At 42.8% G+C, this 18,257-nt stretch carries 14 protein-coding genes and 1 riboswitch; of the genes, 10 read left to right on the top strand and 4 right to left on the bottom strand.

Features of this window, described 5'->3' with window-relative positions:
- Positions 1 to 16 precede the first annotated feature (16 nt).
- Entirely contained in the window at positions 17 to 2,056 is a 2,040-nt protein-coding gene (locus tag MED121_RS00915; protein WP_009831693.1) for a LodA/GoxA family CTQ-dependent oxidase, read from the bottom strand.
- 2 nt (positions 2,057 to 2,058) lie between these two features.
- Positions 2,059 to 3,045, bottom strand: a complete 987-nt coding sequence (locus MED121_RS00920) for a ferritin-like domain-containing protein (protein WP_009831694.1) — start codon at positions 3,043 to 3,045, stop codon at positions 2,059 to 2,061.
- 437 nt (positions 3,046 to 3,482) lie between these two features.
- A riboswitch (guanidine-I (ykkC/yxkD leader) is annotated at positions 3,483 to 3,593 on the top strand.
- 58 nt (positions 3,594 to 3,651) lie between these two features.
- Between MED121_RS00920 and MED121_RS00925 the strand changes: the two genes are divergently transcribed.
- The 7 genes from MED121_RS00925 to atzF all read left to right on the top strand — a co-directional run bounded on the left by MED121_RS00925 (position 3,652) and on the right by atzF (position 13,527).
- Entirely contained in the window at positions 3,652 to 4,701 is a 1,050-nt protein-coding gene (locus tag MED121_RS00925; RefSeq protein ID WP_009831695.1) for a putative urea ABC transporter substrate-binding protein, read from the top strand.
- Between the two features lie 69 nt (positions 4,702 to 4,770).
- A complete protein-coding gene (locus MED121_RS00930; RefSeq protein ID WP_009831696.1) occupies positions 4,771 to 5,586 on the top strand; it encodes an ABC transporter permease subunit in 816 nt (271 codons plus the stop codon).
- A gap of 8 nt (positions 5,587 to 5,594) precedes the next feature.
- A complete protein-coding gene (locus MED121_RS00935; RefSeq protein ID WP_009831697.1) occupies positions 5,595 to 6,449 on the top strand; it encodes an ABC transporter ATP-binding protein in 855 nt (284 codons plus the stop codon).
- 26 nt (positions 6,450 to 6,475) lie between these two features.
- Entirely contained in the window at positions 6,476 to 7,213 is a 738-nt protein-coding gene (locus tag MED121_RS00940; RefSeq protein WP_009831698.1) for an urea amidolyase associated protein UAAP1, read from the top strand.
- An 8-nt stretch (positions 7,214 to 7,221) separates the two neighbouring features.
- Positions 7,222 to 7,860 (top strand): urea amidolyase associated protein UAAP2, encoded by a 639-nt coding sequence (locus MED121_RS00945; protein ID WP_009831699.1) that lies wholly within the window; start codon positions 7,222 to 7,224, stop codon positions 7,858 to 7,860.
- A gap of 131 nt (positions 7,861 to 7,991) precedes the next feature.
- Entirely contained in the window at positions 7,992 to 11,714 is a 3,723-nt protein-coding gene (gene uca, locus MED121_RS00950) for an urea carboxylase (RefSeq protein ID WP_009831700.1), read from the top strand.
- Positions 11,715 to 11,739: 25 nt separating this feature from the next.
- On the top strand, positions 11,740 to 13,527 hold the full coding sequence (atzF, locus tag MED121_RS00955; RefSeq protein WP_009831701.1) for an allophanate hydrolase: 1,788 nt from the start codon (positions 11,740 to 11,742) through the stop codon (positions 13,525 to 13,527).
- Positions 13,528 to 13,833: 306 nt separating this feature from the next.
- Here the strand turns inward: atzF and MED121_RS23500 are convergent, their stop codons facing one another.
- Positions 13,834 to 14,313, bottom strand: a complete 480-nt coding sequence (locus MED121_RS23500; protein ID WP_009831703.1) for a cupin domain-containing protein — start codon at positions 14,311 to 14,313, stop codon at positions 13,834 to 13,836.
- A 14-nt stretch (positions 14,314 to 14,327) separates the two neighbouring features.
- On the bottom strand, positions 14,328 to 14,756 hold the full coding sequence (locus MED121_RS00970; RefSeq protein ID WP_009831704.1) for a carboxymuconolactone decarboxylase family protein: 429 nt from the start codon (positions 14,754 to 14,756) through the stop codon (positions 14,328 to 14,330).
- A gap of 130 nt (positions 14,757 to 14,886) precedes the next feature.
- Between MED121_RS00970 and MED121_RS00975 the strand changes: the two genes are divergently transcribed.
- The 3 genes from MED121_RS00975 to MED121_RS00985 all read left to right on the top strand — a co-directional run bounded on the left by MED121_RS00975 (position 14,887) and on the right by MED121_RS00985 (position 17,899).
- On the top strand, positions 14,887 to 15,780 hold the full coding sequence (locus MED121_RS00975; RefSeq protein ID WP_009831705.1) for a LysR family transcriptional regulator: 894 nt from the start codon (positions 14,887 to 14,889) through the stop codon (positions 15,778 to 15,780).
- Positions 15,781 to 16,108: 328 nt separating this feature from the next.
- Entirely contained in the window at positions 16,109 to 16,885 is a 777-nt protein-coding gene (locus MED121_RS00980) for a hypothetical protein (protein WP_009831706.1), read from the top strand.
- Between the two features lie 246 nt (positions 16,886 to 17,131).
- On the top strand, positions 17,132 to 17,899 hold the full coding sequence (locus MED121_RS00985; RefSeq protein WP_009831707.1) for a transporter substrate-binding domain-containing protein: 768 nt from the start codon (positions 17,132 to 17,134) through the stop codon (positions 17,897 to 17,899).
- The last annotated feature ends 358 nt before the right edge of the window (positions 17,900 to 18,257 follow it).

Consider the following 18,257-nt stretch of genomic DNA (forward strand, 5'->3'; position numbering starts at 1 on the left):
ACTATTGCCCTTAAATTTATAGTTTTTTCTTCGGGTTCGCATTAAATGGCCAGTGGGCAACAGGGTCGGATGCGTCACCGGGGGCTGTTAATTGGCCTTCTACTTCAAGGTATAAGTTCGCATCGTACTGTTTATATTTATCATCAATGTTAGTTCCTTGAATGATAAACCCTATCTTGTCCCAGTCAGTCACAGACTGAACAGGGTTTTGAAAGGTCGCCGCCGATGCGGGATTAATCGCATAAGTACCAGGGCCTCGAACAGACCATTTCTGTTGCGGCAATACATTATTAATCACCTCTTCAGCCACATATACAGCATCTGGTCGCTGGGATGGCCAAGACCAATATAAGGTGGACTCCGCCCCGTTACTCATGTTCACACCGTCCGTATTAATGGCCGTAGCATGAATAGAGCAAGAGTTATAATCCGTTTGCCAAGGGATCGCCATAAACTTAGACAAATCGCCAGGCTCTAAACCATCTGTCATACCATGTCGCGGAATCCAGCCAATATTTAAATAGGGATCAGCTTTATTAAGCCCTTGATAATCCATTCTTTTATGTTTAATTCTAAAAGGCCCAGCACCCGATTTTCGCCAATCCTGAATATAAATTTCCTTATCCATGATGGAGTAGCTTACCTCAATGCCAGGGACATAACGCCCACCTAAACAGTTAGACAAGGACGCAATATCCAATAATTCGCCCTTCCCTAATTTACTGCCTTCATCTTGGCTAAAGCTATTCTTACTCCATTGCTCAAGGTTAAAGTACTGGGTTTTAGTCACAGTTAGAAAAGACGTTCCCGCTTCTCCTAGGGATAACGGCATCAGAGGAGCACCAATATTGGATTCATCTTTATTTGGATTACGAATGAAATTAAGCCCTGACATGATGGTCTTATTGGGGTCATCTTTGGCATCAATAGCGTCAACTGCCGTATGTGCATTGAGTGCGAAAGGGGGCAAGTTGGCAGTCCAGCGCTGTAAATTACAAGCAATAAAAATTGGCTTAATGTCTTGTGTAAAGCTGGGTGTATACTCGCAATTATATTTATCAGAAGCCTGATCATAAAGGTCAGGCTGGAGGGACAACTTTCGCACAAACATGTCATAGAGATTGTCCCAAACAGAAACCACATTTCTAATTTGTGGGGCATAAGCAGGATCACAGCACACCACCCAAGCACCATGCACCTGTTCGATACTGTCATCTTCAAAGACTAAGGTAACATCAACAGGTCCATCTGCTGCAGAGTCAAACCAACCTGCGTTATTTAAATCACCATTCATTTGAATGACTTGATCGTATTCATCATATTGCCCCACGGCATTACCTGAGCTTGCTAATAACAACAACCTGCCCATTCCATCTGTACGCATTTCCCCTAAGGTGTTTAATGGGCCACTGGGTTCAAATAATTTTTCATTGGTATCTTGAGGAAATCGAATTGGATAATCAGGTAATTCAGTAACCTCCCCTTTATTATTCACAAATTCAGCGGGGGTGCTGGCGTTAAAACCAACTGAGCTTTGGCGTCGACCATTAATCACTCTAGGACCTGGATCTATCATTAGCTGATTTAATCTATTAGGGTCATTAATATCCCCATGCACTTCTGGATTACGACGTTGAGGGACACCATCATCATAAGCTTTAATTCCTTTATCATTCACCACGTTATATGCGGCAGACTTTTTATTCGCTAAGTGACAGGACCACAACATGGTTTTTACTTTTCGACCATCAGGTAATACGGTGCCTATGGTTACCTCTGTGCCCTCACCACTTGGGTATTCTGACTTACCATTCTCGTAAGCATAAATACGAAAGCGTGCTGCTTGCTTCCTTAGAAAACCTTCTTCATCTCTAAGATCGTTACTGGTAACAGGATCAGACTCCGTATCTTTTTTAATGGGTAAGCCACCCGTTACATTGTCATTTGCTTGTGGCAAACCAGCACTTGTTTCAGGAGAGAGAATATATTCATCAGAAGTACCGAAGCGAGCGAAATTAATACTTGGATGAACTCTAAACACTAGTTTATCTGACATGATTATTTCTCCTCTTGAGTCGTTGATTCACTGAAGCTAGGAGTAACCCCGTTTTGCCAGCAGTTACGAATTGACGCGCCTACGCTTGCCATAATAGGGAAAAATTGTTTTGGGTTTTCTCCATTAAACATGGCCTGAAAAACTTGGGTTAATTCAGCAAACTGCTCAATTAAAATACCTTGTAAACCGGAATCGTCTGCCCCTCCCCCTTGGAAGGTTTCGGGTCGATCATCTTTGCACGTTTTTATTTCATTAAATTTAGCGAAGTGGTCCTGAGCAGGTTGGGGATCATCTGCTGTATTTTGAAAGACTTTGGGCACACACTCCTCCTTAGCAGAGAAGCCCTCACCTTGGTCCGTAATAAGATTGATCAAGAGCTGCACTTGGCTCAAACCAATATCTTTCGACCCCGTGACGGTCAAATTTGGCATGTTTCGATAAAAAGGAGCGAAGAAGTCGACCTGTTTCAAGCCACCTCGAATTTGATCTTTATGCAAAGCAACCCCATGCAAAAGGGCTTGGTAAAATGCGCCTATGGTGCCGTATTCCGTTGGCGTATCACAAAATACCATTGCATTTTGTGCGTGACTTTTCAATTGCGTATCATACTCAGGTAGCTCTATCAGGCACATGGCATTAATGTGCTCTTCATCCAAAGGGCCAATTTCAGCAGTATAAGGTTCATATTGTTTGACTAACTCTTGAGGGTCTAACGAAAAATCGAGATGAGGGACCTTTGTACCTTCATAGACAGGCACATTGATCTTTGGCGATAGGCCAAAAGCATTCGCTATATTCGCAGCACATTGTAAATGCAGCATTTCCTGATTAACTATGCTGCGAATCAATTGATAAGCCTGGGTGTTTTTATCTTTAATGGAATACATTGCCGACATATAAAATGGAATCGTCCACAATTCCAAATCAACGGCGTATTGAAGATGAGCATGTAGCTCTAAAAGTCCAAATCCTTCTTTATCAAGTTTCATAATGTCCCTTATTAAAATCAGTTTCTAATGAAAAACTTGCTGATAACACGCACTGAAAATAGAAGTGCTAACGCAACAACAGCCAATTTTTAACTCTGCTGATTTGCTCGCTTCAATTGAGACTAAACCTAGATGTTAGAAACGTTATTACACTGAATTACGGCTTGATTTATATCAAACCCTAGGAAAGAAATTGCTTTAGCAGACGAATTAACCGCCTGAATAAAACCTGCACCATTTGAGTACAAAGCGAAACATCAGCGCCCAAATTAAAGTCAAAAAACGTTCCTTCCCTCCCTTTTTCATCCTAAAAACAGGCTAAATGCGCCTATTTTCTGTTTTCTCAAACTTGGCATCCAACTTGCCTAATCTAAGGGCAGGTAATCTTGGCGAGGGCTAAGTTAGTTAGCCTATCAAACGCCTGAACATACAATTTGCAATGGTATAGCTAGGGTTCCGACTTTGAAAAAAGTGTCTGGTCCGAGAGCTATCGACCTCACCTGACATTCTCAGTGAAGGTTACACGGAGGGATAAAAGCCCGGGAGAATCAGTTGGCATTAGCCAAGATTGCTCTTACGTAACCACTAATCACTTGGGAGTTCCAAATGAAAAAACTTACCACCAGCCTGTTATTAAGTGCGTCTCTTGTAATAGGAGCCCTGAATGCTCCCCTTGTCCATGCCAAAGAAGATTTTAAAGTCTGTTGGTCTATTTATGTGGGTTGGATGCCTTGGGAATATGGTAATCAATCCGGCATAGTCAAAAAGTGGGCTGACAAATACGACATCAATATCGATGTGGTTCAGTTTAATGATTATGTTGAATCTATGAATCAATACACAGCCGGTGAATTCGATGCTTGCACCATGGCTAACATCGATGCACTGACTATCCCTGCTGCCGGAGGTGTCGATTCTACTGCCCTTATCGTCGGCGATTTCTCCAATGGGAATGATGCTGTCATCTTAAAAAATGGCGATTCACTAAGTGATGCGAAAGGACAAAACATCAACTTGGTCGAACTCAGTGTTTCTCATTATTTGCTCGCACGAGGGTTAGAAAGTATCGGGCTATCAGAACGTGATGTGAGAGTCGTCAACACTTCAGATGCCGATCTCGTCGCGGCGTTTACTACCAGTGATGTCACCGCTGTTTCCACTTGGAATCCACTGGTCAGTGAGATTCTTGATATGCCAAATAGCAACAAGGTATTTGATAGCTCGCAGATCCCTGGGGAAATCATAGACACCTTGATCGTCAATACCGAGGTTTTAAACAAGCACCCTAAATTAGGCAAGGCCTTAGTAGGCGCTTGGTACGAGATCATGGACAAAATGAAGCAAGAAGAATCCGTACGTGAGCATATGGGTAAAGCCTCTGGTACCGATTTATCTGGGTTTGAAAGCCAGCTCGCTTCTACCAAGATGTTCTATCAAGCCAAAGATGCGGTTGAGTTTGTAAAAAGCCCAGCCTTAAAGGACACAATGCAATATGTTGCTGAGTTTTCTTTTGACCATGGCTTACTTGGGGATGGCGCGGCAGATGCAGGTTTCATAGGGATAGAAACACCAAGCGGCGTCTTCGGCGATAAGGCCAATATTAAATTACGTTTTGATCCACGCTATATGGAAATGGCAGCCAAAGGCGATCTCTAATCCAATCTTTTTTTAAACCAGTAGAGTAAGCATTGTGCTTACTCTCAACCTTAAATTAGAGAGAAAGATATGAAACGCTGGATTAATAAAACCCCCTCTAAAACCTTGGCTTTTGTATTAGGTGTCATCCCTTTTATTCTAGTCATGGCCTTATACCAGTGGGGTTCAGACTTACGTAAAGCAGAGAACCCTAATGACAAGCTGTTACCCAGTGTCAGTCAGTTCTATAGTGCCATTGATAGATTGGCCTTCACACCAAGTAAGCGTACTGGCGAGTACTTATTCTGGAAAGATACCTTAAGCAGCTTAAAACGCTTATTAATGGGTGTCGCTTGTGCTGCGGCAATTGCCTTGATCCTAGGTTTAATAACAGGGGCGATTCCTTTAGTGGCTGCCAATTTCAACCCTATCATCACCACGATCTCACTGATTCCACCAATGGCAGTGCTGCCCTTGCTCTTCATCGTTTTTGGCCTAGGAGAGCTCTCGAAAGTCATGCTTATCATAGTAGGCATTACCCCATTCTTAATCCGTGACCTTTATCAGAAGACGAAGGAAATCCCTCAAGAACAACTCGTCAAAGCACAAACCTTAGGGGCTAACTCAGTACAGCTTATCAACCGTGTTCTGCTCCCGCAGGTCTTACCCAGATTGCTGGATGCTCTGCGCTTAAGCTTAGGCACAGCGTGGCTATTTTTGATTGCAGCCGAGGCCATTGCTGCCACTGAAGGTCTAGGTTATCGCATCTTTTTAGTCCGTCGATACCTCTCGATGGACATCATCCTCCCCTACGTCATCTGGATTACGTTTTTAGCCTTTTTATTAGATTGGCTATTAGTACATGCCAGTAAAAAGGCGTTCCCTTGGTATCACAGCGCTAAGTAGAGGTAATTATGACAAAACCACAGATCGCGCAACCAGACAATCAATCAGACAATCAATCAGAAAAGCAAACAGAGCTCTTAGGGCAAACTCAAATTGAGTTTCGTCATGTGACAAAATCCTACGGCGAAAACCTCGTACTGGATAACATTAATTGTGAAGTAAAACGGGGGGAATTCATCACCATGGTCGGCACCTCAGGCTGTGGTAAAAGCACCTTTTTAAACATGCTCTTAGGCACAGTCGCTCACACTAAAGGGGATATCTTATTAGAAGGTAATCCCATAGTGGCAGAGCCAAGCCCAGAGAGAGGCATAGTGTTTCAAAAGTACTCTGTCTTCCCACATCTAAGTGTGCGAGAGAACGTTGCTATTTCAAAAGAGTTTGAGGCAAGCCCAATTTTAGGCAGGCTGTTTGGCGAAAAACGCCAGCACGCCCTCGAAGAAGCAGATGAGTGGCTCAACGCCGTTGGTTTACTCGCGGCAAAAGATAAGTACCCACATGAACTATCAGGTGGTATGCAACAAAGGCTCGCCATTGCCCAAGCACTCATCAAACACCCCAAAGTGCTGTTACTTGATGAACCCTTTGGTGCACTGGACCCAGGTATTCGAAAAGACATGCATAAATTAGTGTTAGCGCTTTGGCAGAAATATCAGCTGACCATCTTTATGGTGACCCATGATCTGAACGAAGGTTTCTATTTAGGCACTCGCTTATGGGTATTTGATAAAACCCGTCATGATCCACATGCCCCTCATCGTTATGGCAGCACCATTACCTTTGATTTGCCCATAGGAAAAACCGACGAGGCGAGTTTCCAGCAAATCGAACAGTCATTAGAAGCCAGTCGATTATCGGCTTAAATCAAAACGAAAGGAGCGAAAATAAGATGAAAGATACCTTACAAAGTTTGCTAAAAGACTCGCTTTATCAAACTCACATTCCTGGTGCGAGCCATTGGTCTAACATCATTCGAAAAGGCACAGAATTACACCTCAAAGATATTGAAGGGGGTGCCAATGTTGGCATGTTGTTTTACAACCCCAGCCTCTTAAGTGAAAAGTACAACGCCCCAGACACACTCAAATGCCAACACACATTCAAACTCACCCAAGGGCATTGTTTGTACAGTGAAATGGGCCGTATTTTTTGCTCTATCACATCCGATAGTTTTGGCTGGCATGAAACCATTTGCGGTACCTCACAGGCGAAACACATAGCAGACAACTGGGGAAAACGTGACTATCAAACAAACCATAATCGTTGGCATCAAAATGGCTTTGATAGCTTCTTAGTGGAACTGGCCAAATACAATCTCACCAAACAAGACCTGTGCGCCAATGTAAATTGGTTTAGCCAAGTCAGTGCTGACGAGGCGGGCAAACTTGCCCTGACAAGACAAAGCCAAGCAGGAGAAGAAGTCGTATTAAGGTTTGAAATGGACACTCTAGTGGTACTGCATACCTGCCCTCACCCACTTAACCAAGCAAATGAATACCCAAACAAACCTATTGCTATCAGCTTGAGCCAAGCCGAAACCATGCATGACGACGATGCCTGTCTAAACCACTGCCCAGAAAACCGCCGTGGTTTTGAAAACAACGCTTTATACCACTTTGGTTTATAGGAGCCACCATGATTAAAGAAAGCTTATTAAACGAAGAAGATGCTAAATTCTCACAATCTGTGGATGCGGGTGATTACTTTTTTCATTGCATCAAGGCAGGCGAAACCATACGCCTTGTAGACCTTAAAGGTAACCAAGCGGCTGATACCCTTTTTTATAATGCCAATGATGTCAGTGAGCGATACAGTGCCATGGACACAGTTCGTGAGCAAAGCGCTTTGTACCTCACCACTCACTCGGTTTTAAAAACTAACTTAAACAGAGACATGCTCGAAATCGTCGCAGATACCTGTGGTCGTCATGATACCGTCGGTGGTGCCTGTGCAACCGAATCCAACACGGTCAGATACGACTTGGAAAAACGTTGCATGCATGCCTGTCGTGATAGCTGGATGTTAGCCATTCAAGAAAATGAGCAGTATGGATTGAGCAAGGCAGACATCACTCACAACATTAACTTTTTCATGAATGTACCTGTCACAAAAGAGGGTACATTAACCTTTGAAGACGGTATCTCAGCGCCAGGTAAGTACGTTGAATTAACAGCAAAAATGGACACCTTAGTCTTAATTTCTAATTGTCCGCAATTAAACAATCCCTGTAATGGCTATGATCCCACCCCCATACAGGTTTTGGTTTGGTCCTAAAGACATTACTTATGTGCAATAAACCAATAGCTCAATAGCCCAGTTGCACTCCCCCTATTTTTGCAGTTTTTAATCAGGACGACCTGATTAAAGGATTTATTCTCGGGACGACCCGCAAGTTTGGAGCCGTTATGTTTAACACGGTAATGATTGCAAATCGTGGTGCCATAGCCACTCGCATTATTCGCACCCTTAAAAAATTAGGCATTCAGTCGCTTGCTGTTTATCACCAAGCAGATAAAGATTCACTCCATGTTCAACAAGCCGATATCGCGGTTTGTCTGGGTGATACCAGTGTCGCAGATACCTACCTTAATATTGAAAAGCTCATTCACATCGCCAAGCAACATCAAGTGGATGCCATTCATCCAGGCTATGGTTTTTTAAGCGAAAATACTGAATTCGTCAGCCAATGCGAGCAAGCAAACATTGCTTTCATTGGCCCAACAAGCGCACAAATGAACCTGTTTGGGTTAAAACACCTAGCAAGAGAAGCCGCAGAGAAAGCCGGTGTACCACTCGTACCAGGCTCGCCATTGCTAACAAAGCAAGAAGATGCCATCCAATGGGCCAATGAGATTGGCTATCCTATCATGCTGAAAAGTACCGCTGGCGGTGGCGGTATTGGTATGCAAGCCTGCTTTAACCAAGATGAGATGGTAGGTGCATGGGAAAGTGTAAAAAGATTAGGAGAGAACTACTTCTCTAATGATGGGGTCTTTTTAGAGAAGCTCATACAAAATGCCCGTCATATCGAAGTTCAGATTTTTGGAGATGGCCAAGGCCAAGCCATTAGCCTTGGAGAACGTGATTGCTCGGCGCAGCGTCGTAACCAAAAAGTGATAGAAGAAACCCCAGCCCATAATTTACCCCATGCAGTACGTGAACAACTCCATCACACCGCAGAACGTTTAATGGCGTCGGTCAATTATCGTAATGCCGGTACCGTTGAGTTTATCTTTGATGATGATGCTAAGGCATTTTACTTTTTAGAGGTGAATACACGTTTACAAGTAGAACATGGGGTAACCGAAGCCGTTTGGGGTGTCGATCTGGTTGCTTGCATGATCAAACAAGCAGCAGGTGAGATGGCAGATTTAGCAAGATTTAAAACGCAACTCACCCCTTCAGGCCACAGTATTCAAGCCCGCATTTATGCCGAAAACCCAATGCAAGATTTCTTACCCAGCAGTGGTTTATTATCCGCCGTAAGCTGGCCACAAAAAGAAAATTTACGCATAGATACCTGGATTGAATCAGGTATTCAAGTGCCGGCTTTATTTGACCCTATGCTCGCAAAAGTCATCATCACAGCCGATGATAGGCAAACCGCCATCAGCGAATTAGAACAGGCGCTTAATCACAGCACTCTTTATGGCATACAAACCAACAAAGCCTATGTTCAAGCCATTCTCAATGGCCCTATGCATCAAGGAGGCCAATTATTCACCAAGGATCTGGCTGATTTTAAAATCCAAACAGCCAGTTTTTCCGTGTTAAGTGGTGGCACACAAACCAGTATTCAGGATTACCCAGGTAGACAAGCACACTGGCATGTTGGCGTCCCGCCTTCAGGCCCGATGGACTCCCTCAGCTTTCGTTTAGCCAATGAGATGCTGGGAAATCCTCTTGATGCTGCTGCCTTAGAAATAACTTTAAATGGTCCAAAACTTCAGTTTCACACACCTTGCGAGGTGGCACTTGTTGGCGCTGAATTTGAGGTAAGTTTGGACACAGATCCGATTGCAATGAATCAAGTTATTCATATTGGAGCCAATCAAACCTTAAGCATAGGAAAAGTAAAAGAAGCAGGCGCTCGTTGTTATCTTGCCGTTAAAAATGGCATTCAATGCCCTGATTATTTAGGTTCTAAATCCACCTTTACCTTAGGTCAATTTGGTGGCCACGTGGGCCGAGCCCTGCGAACAGGTGATGTGATTGAGCTAGCTAAAAAAGAGGCTGATAACGAGACGAATAAAGAGACAAATAAAGAGACAAATAAAGAGAACCAGCTTGCAACTCAAACCCGTTTATTCGCCAATTTTCAGCAACAGGCTAAACAAAAACTCAGCCCAGAGGTGACAGAGTTAAGAGTCATTTACGGACCTCATGGGGCGCCAGACTTCTTTACTGAAACAGACATCCACACCTTTTTTGAACATACTTGGGAGGTGCATTATAACTCCTCTCGTACGGGTGTTCGCCTCATTGGACCTAAACCTGAATGGGCAAGGGAAAGCGGGGGTGAAGCAGGCATGCATCCTTCTAATATTCATGATAATGCCTATGCTTTTGGCACGGTAGATTTCACTGGCGACATGCCAGTTATTCTTGGTCCTGATGGCCCATCCCTAGGTGGCTTTGTTTGCCCTGCTACTGTTATTAGCGCCGACCTGTGGAAACTGGGCCAATTAAAAGCAGGCAGTAAAATTCAATTTATCCCAGTGACTCACCCCCAAGCGATCGCTCTGGAAAAGGCACAAATAAAGGGCATAGAAACACTCAATCTAGACTCAGCAGCCACCAAGAATCTGACTAATGAGATTGATCTTGCATCACTGCCTTCGCCTAAAATTCATCAAGGCAAAATAGGCAATGACGAGGTCGTTTGCCGCTTAGCTGGAGATCATTTCTTACTGGTTGAATTAGGCCCGTTAGCGCTGGATATTCCGCGTCGCTTTAAAGTACATGCCCTCATGCTATGGCTAGAAGACTATAAAAAAAGCCATCAAGCATCTGGCATAAGAGAATTAACACCTGGGATTCGATCCCTTCAAATTCACTTTAATTCCCAAGTGATCAGCCTAGAAAAACTCACCCATTTAATTGATCAAGCCTGTCATTATGTGGCCACCACCGAAAACCTCACCTTACCCTCTCGTACTGTGTATTTGCCACTTAGTTGGAATGATGAAGCGTGCCAACTAGCCATAGAAAAATACATGCAATCCGTGCGTAAAGACGCCCCCTGGTGCCCAAGTAACCTAGAATTTATCCGTCGTATAAATGGCCTCAAAGATATACAAGCGGTAAAAGACACTGTCTTTAATGCAGATTATCTGGTGATGGGATTAGGCGATGTGTATTTAGGTGCACCCGTTGCCACGCCGTTAGACCCTCGTCATCGATTAGTCACCACTAAATATAACCCCGCTCGTACTTGGACGGCTGAGAACTCGGTCGGTATTGGTGGTGCTTACATGTGTGTTTATGGCATGGAAGGCCCAGGTGGCTATCAATTTGTAGGCCGTACATCACAAATGTGGAACCGCTATCGTCAAACCAAAGAGTTTACTCAACCTTGGCTGCTGCGCTTTTTTGATCAAATAAAGTTCTATGAAGTCAGCCCAGAAGAGTTGGCCCATATTCGAGAAGCACTACCCAAAGGCCAAGTATCACTCAGGATAGAAGAGACTCAATTTAGCCTGAATGATTACCAGAATTTCTTGGACGCTAATCACACTCAAATGACGCAATTCGTTAAAACTAGAGATGAAGCCTTCGATGAAGAGCTCGCCCGTTGGAAAGAGAACGGTCAGCTTACCTATGAGGTGATAGAACCCGCAACTTGCCAAGATGATGAGCACGCCTTAGCAAAGCTTATCTCAGCCGAAAATATCGAGGCTATCGATAGCCCTGTGTCTGGCAATGTTTGGCAGTACAAAGTCGAAGAAGACCAAACCGTAAAAGCAGGTGATGTAATCATGATTTTAGAATCCATGAAAATGGAAATAGAAATCTATGCCAGCTGTGATGGCCAAGTAAAACGTTTATTAAAGCAGCAAGGACAATCGGTTCAGTCAGGACAAGCCCTCGCCTTAATAGAGCTCACGCCAGCAACTGAACTTGCCTAACTTATTCGTTTAAAGGAGATTCCTCATGTTTAACTTAAATATTATTGCACTTAAAAATGCCTACAAAAATAATGACATAACAGCCAAAGAGCTTATTTTTTCATTACGCCAGCAAGCCCTAGAGCAGGCTGAATACAACGCCTGGATTACCTTATTAGAGGAGACAAAACTAAGTGAATACCTCAGCTATTTAGAGGGTAAATCGGTCGATGAACTGCCCTTATATGGCGTGCCGTTCGCCATCAAAGACAACATAGATCTAGCTGGCACACCCACCACAGCAGCCTGTCCAGACTTTGAATATACGCCAAGCAAGAGTGCCTTTGTGGTTGAACAACTAATCAAGGCGGGTGCAATTCCATTAGGTAAAACTAACCTAGACCAATTTGCCACAGGCTTAGTCGGTATGCGAAGCCCCTATGGTGAAGGGGTTAACGCCTTTAATACTGACTATGTGTCAGGTGGTTCAAGCGCAGGCTCTGCCATTAGCACTGCCTTAGGCCAAGTGAGCTTTGCCCTAGGCACAGACACAGCCGGCAGTGGCCGTGTCCCTGCTGCATTAAATAATCTTATTGGTCATAAACCCACCAAAGGCTTATTCAGTAACTCAGGCTTGGTGCCTGCCTGTTTAAGTTTGGATTGCATCACGGTATTCGCGCTCAATACACAAGATGCAGCCCTAATCACCAGCATTGCTGGGCAATATGATGAAAACGACAGCTATGCAAGGCCTAACACGCCAGAAAACCTTTTACGTTACTTTGACCCTAAGCTGCCAAAAAGCTTCAGCTTTGGTGTCCCTGCTGAATGTGATTTTTATCAAAACCCAGAAACTAAAGCCTTGTTTGAGCAAACCATAAAAGGCTTAGAAAACCTCGGCGGTACTAAAGTCACCATTGATTTTGAACCTTTCACGACAGCAGCAAAGCTTTTGTACGAAGGTCCTTGGGTAGCAGAACGCTGGTTAGCAACACAAAATGTAAAGCGCGAATCCATGTTACCTGTGATTCAAACCATCATAGGATCAGCCGAAGGTAAAACCGCAGCCGATGCTTTTAGCGCTCAATACGAATTACAACATTTTAAAAAGATTTGCGATGCCCAAGTCGATGCCGTTGATTTTATCCTCACCCCCACTTGCCCTACTCAATTTACCCGAGCAGAGTTACGTGCAGAGCCAATCAAATACAACTCGATTTTAGGCACTTACACCAACTTTATGAATTTACTGGATTACACAGCGACCAGTATCCCGGTTGGCTTTACCAATAATAAAGTGAGCTGGGGTGTGACCCTCTTCAGCCATGCCTTTCGTGATATTGAGCTCTTAAGTTATGCTGGCGCCTTGCACCAAACATTAGAGTTACCTCAAGGTTCGAGTGAGTTTCCCTTACAAGCTTTTGAATCTAGCGCCATTGCAGCCCCACAAAAAAATATCGAGTTGGTCGTGTGTGGCGCTCATTTAGAAGGTTTCCCCCTTAATTGGCAGCTCACTGAACGCAAAGCCACACTCATCAGCAAAACACTCAGTGCCGCCAAGTATCAGCTTTATGCACTACCAGATGGTAAACGCCCCGCCATGATTCGTGACGATGAAAATGGTCAAGCCATTCAAGTGGAAGTTTGGTCTATGCCGATGGAACACTTTGGCTCTTTTGTGGCTGGTATTCCCGCACCGCTAGGTATTGGCAAGGTAGAACTTGCAGATGGTAACTGGTATTGCGGCTTTATGAGTGAAGGGAATGCCGTGCTGGATGCCACCAAGATTACAGAGTTTGGTGGCTGGGCGGATTATATTCAGTCGAAAAACTAATTGTTTTACAGGCACTCTTATTTGATTTGGGTGCCTTATTTGATTTGGGTGCCTTATTTGATTTGGGTGCCTTATTTGCTACAGATAACCGCTCTGCTCACAGTATTTTTGCAGTAATTTTCATTCAATATATTGATGGCAAGGAAGTGCTTATAAACAACTATGACTATCAGCGAAACGCAACCATTTACGATGCTAGCTATAAAATCACATGGGAGAATTATTAAACACGTTACCTTACTTTTTAAGCAAGGTTGCAGGCTCTTAACGAGTCTGCAACCCCAAGCTAAAAATAATAAACAAAAGCTATTGGATAGAAGTACTCAAGGATGTACCTTTTTCACCTATCGACAGAACGAGTATCTTAGCGACCTCATTGTGACTAAGGTTTTCAGTTAACTCATGAACAGAACCTAAAGGTTCTACCCATACATCTCCTTGTTTATAATCCTTGGCTTCACTGCCTTTTAATTTTGACCTAACCCTTCCTTGCAGAACATAAACATAGAGCATGCCCTCATGTGTATGTGAGCCAACACGCACCTCTGGCTGTAATTCAACCGTTAAGGTCGTGAGATAGGCTTTCTCAAACTCAGGCAGTGCCAAAATATTAAACATTTGCCGCTTTACATCATGCGTATCACCTTGATGCGTTTGCCCATAATGAGACAGGCTTAACAACGCAATGAGACTGAAGAGGCGCACTACTTTTCTCCAAACCTTCATAGCTCTCATTTCTTTTATATAAGCCTTCATAACTCTCGTATCATTAATAAACAGATCCATGATTTTCTCCTAATTTAGGCCATAGCCGTTGCCACACCAATGCGATTCCAAGCATTAATCGTCACTATCAGCATAATGAGCTGGGCAATTTCCGAGTTTGAAAGGTATTGCTTTAAAGGTTCATAAATATCATCAGGGACATGTCTACTCGATAACTCAGTGACATGATCAGTCATGGCTAAAATGGCTTTTTCTTTATCATTAAACAATACACTTTCTGGCCATGCCTTTAGCGCTTCAAGTTTCTCCTTTTCAATACCGAGCTTTTCTGCAGCAGAAGTATGCATCCCGATACAAAAATGACATTGATTAATCAAAGAGGCTCTAAGCCTTACCAGCTCTTGAATATCTTTAGGGAGTGTGGATTGGCCAATAAACTGCTCTAATTCAAACATGGCTTTATATGCATTTGGTTCAATAGATTGAATATCTACACGAGACATAGTGTTACCTCAAAAGTGAATGGATAAATTGTTAACTTGTGCTCACTTTAACCAAAGGCGATTAATGCTAGAATAGCCTCAAAAGAACAAGAGTTATTCGTAAATCGCATAAATAGAATGGAACATCTTAATGCTTAAGATTCAGATTGAAGAATTAGAAATGTTGGTAGCAACAGTAAATTGCGGCAACTTCAGTAAGGCTGCCGAAGAGCTTGGAGTAACCGCCTCAGTAGTCAGCCGCACTATCAAGAAGCTGGAAAACAAGCTCAATACGACCCTCTTCAACCGAACAACTCGCAAGACTCAATTAACACAAGAAGGCCAATGGTTGTTTAATGAAGCAAGTGCCATGATTGCCCAAGGTCAGAGAGTCGAGTCCCAACTTGGCGAACGTACAGATGCACCTGCGGGGCGATTAGTGGTTGATGCCGCCACACCTTTTTCGCTACATGCCATTGCTCCACTTATCGCAGGTTTTAATCAGGAATACCCAGATGTCACTGTGATCATGACTTCGACCGAATCCAATATTGATCTAATTGAACGTAAAGTGGATATTGCTATTCGCATTGGCCATTTAACAGACTCAACCCTTAAAGCACGCAAGCTAGGTGAAACCAGCAGACAACTTTATGCCTCTCCTAGTTATCTTGATAAATACGGATTGCCTAAGTCCCCAAGCGACTTAAAACAGCATAATTGTTTAGGCTTTGTTAAACCCGATAGGCTTAATGTATGGCCGCTTCAGGATAAAAACAAAAATGCGATACACATAGTGCCTAAAACGTATGCGGACAATGGAGAAACCCTGCGTCAGTTAGCAATACAAAGCTGTGGAATTGCCTGTTTATCAAGATTTACGGTAAACGCAGATGTTCAGGCGGGGCACTTACGCCCTATTTTAGAAAGTGACATTCAACCTGAATCTATTCCAATATATGCTGTTTTTTACTCTGATAACGAGGTTAACCCAAGAATGCGTTGTTTCTTGGATTACATCAGTGAGCATATTTTTCTTAAATAACAGATAGGAATAAACACTAACCAGAAAGAGTGTGACTTGAAGAAGAGCCAAAATATTGGATCAGGATAATTAGTCCTTCAAACCCAACATTTCTTGGATTTTCTTTTGCTTGATATTGCTCGCATCCACAAAGATAACCTCAGTTTCTAAGTGGAGATTAACCCTTAATTGAATATTGCAGATACTCACGGGTCTGCAAAACTTAAAAGCTAGAACGCTAATAAGGCAGCTTTCATCCGTTAAAAATTTAATGCCCGTCTAACAAATTTATCAGGGACTTAGTTTATAATGTTCTCAAAATATCTCTGAACGATAAATAAGGCTCGTCATGATTAAATTGTTGTTTACCCTAGTGTTGAGTAGTTGGAGTCTTGGATTATATGCAGCAGCTTCCACATCAAATGTTGAATTAGGTTTTTATACATCCAACATCACCTATACAGAGCCTTCGGTAATGGAAGAAAAAGGATCATTATCGGGTGTGGTAGCACAGATTATGTCCAATAAAGCGGGGGGAATCAGTGCGTTAGACGTACTATATTCAACCGGTGAAATGGATTACCAAGGTTCAGGTACGATTGATGACATCCCGAACGAATTATTTGAGATTCGTGGCATTCTAGGTCGTGAATACATGCTCGATTCTGGTTGGAAAATCATCTCTTATATTGGCCTGGGCTATCGACACTTAAATGATGATTCCAGCGGCATGGTTTCAAGTACCTCGGCCCATGGTTATGAACGTGATCAAGTGTATTACTACAGCCCTGTTGGTATTCACTTTATCGGTGAGCAGTTTACCTCTGAATGGACATTTCATGGCAATATCGAGTTTGACTATTTAATTCTGGGCCGAAATAACAGCTATCTAAGCAGTGTCCAAGGCCATGAAGATTTGTCTTTCACTCAGCATGATGGATATGGCAGCCGTTTTAGCCTAGGGCTTTCTAAGTCAGTGGGCAAAAGAGTTTCCCTAAAACTAGACCTATTTTATAAGTATTGGGATATCGAAGACTCAACCATTGATTACGACTATAGTACTGCCATGATTGAACCAGAAAACCATTCAAAAGAAATGGGCGTTATCTTGTCGTTAAGGATTTAAAGCGATTCAGAATAAAAGTAGAAAAATGAAGTAAGCATTAGATTAACGCTCCCCGATAAAGTAAAAAGAGATCTGGCAGCGATTTAAAAGATTAAACGCCTCTACTTAAACGCCTTTAATTAAACGCTTTTAAATGGGCCTTATGATCTTTTTGATAATTAAGATCACTCTAAATTATGACAAGCTGCGTATAAAACCAATTGAAACTGAACTAGACTCTATTAAATACTTATTTAGGCTCAGGACATGCGGTTTTATCACAGTTTAATTCTCCTTTTCCTTTACAGTTTTAGCCCAGCTAGCCAGGCCCAAACCTGCAATGAGTTACACGTCACAGGCTCAGATAAATGGGTTCCCATCGCCTATCTCAATAAAGAAAATGAAAATCAACAAGCCACTGGCATTGCCTACGACTTGTCTCGTCATATTGCAGAGCAACTTAACTTGCCCCTAACACTGGATGCTAAAACCCCATGGGCCAGAGCCATGAGAGATTTAGAGCAAGGTGATATAGACCTAATAGCAGGGGTTTATTCTACCGAAGAAAGAAAAACTAAGTTCTTAATGAGCCAAGCCTTCTCACAAGACACCTTAAACATCTATGTTAAAAAAGGGTTTGAATTTCCTTTTCAAACCCTCGATGACTTAATCGATAAAAGAGTCGATGTCAGACGTCGTTCAAGCAATGGACAAGCCTTTGATGAATTTGCAAAAAGCCAGCTAAAACCCCATCTGATTAATATTGTTGATACATACGAACAACTCTTTTTAAGGCTAGAAAGAGACCGTACCGACTATGTCATTTTGGACACCTACACAAGTAATCAAGTACTTTACAAACTCGGTCTAGAAGATAAGATTACGACACTCAAGCAGCCTTTGGTAACCAACCCAATCCACTATATTATGTCAAAAAACTCCCCATGCGCTAAACACTTCAAAGCCATAAATGACATCATTCAAAAAGCAAAAGAGGATGGGACATTAGACAAGATTCATCAGGTGTATTATTAAAGGCGAGCTTAATAATTGAGTCAGAAATAAGTTACGCTAATGCTTTTATCCACTCGCTGAGGCAGGAGGACTTATTTGTAGGTTTCCCTAACTCGTTGTTTACTTGACTCTAAAGTCGTCATTAGCCTAATATCTATTCATCATTTCTTTCCCGGATTACGCCATCATGAATAACTAAACCTGTCATCCATTTTTCATTTTATTTTGGATTTACAGGGTTAGTAGGCGTAGCTCACTTTCCGATACTTCTTTGCAATCACTTTTTGTCGCATCACTCTTTTGATCGTCCGTGTTGCATAATTTTATCTCTCGATATTTTAAGCTACGGCGCTTGTCCCTGATATACAGGAGGCAAATT

The organism is Marinomonas sp. MED121 (genome assembly GCF_000153025.1).
Taxonomy (GTDB): domain Bacteria; phylum Pseudomonadota; class Gammaproteobacteria; order Pseudomonadales; family Marinomonadaceae; genus Marinomonas.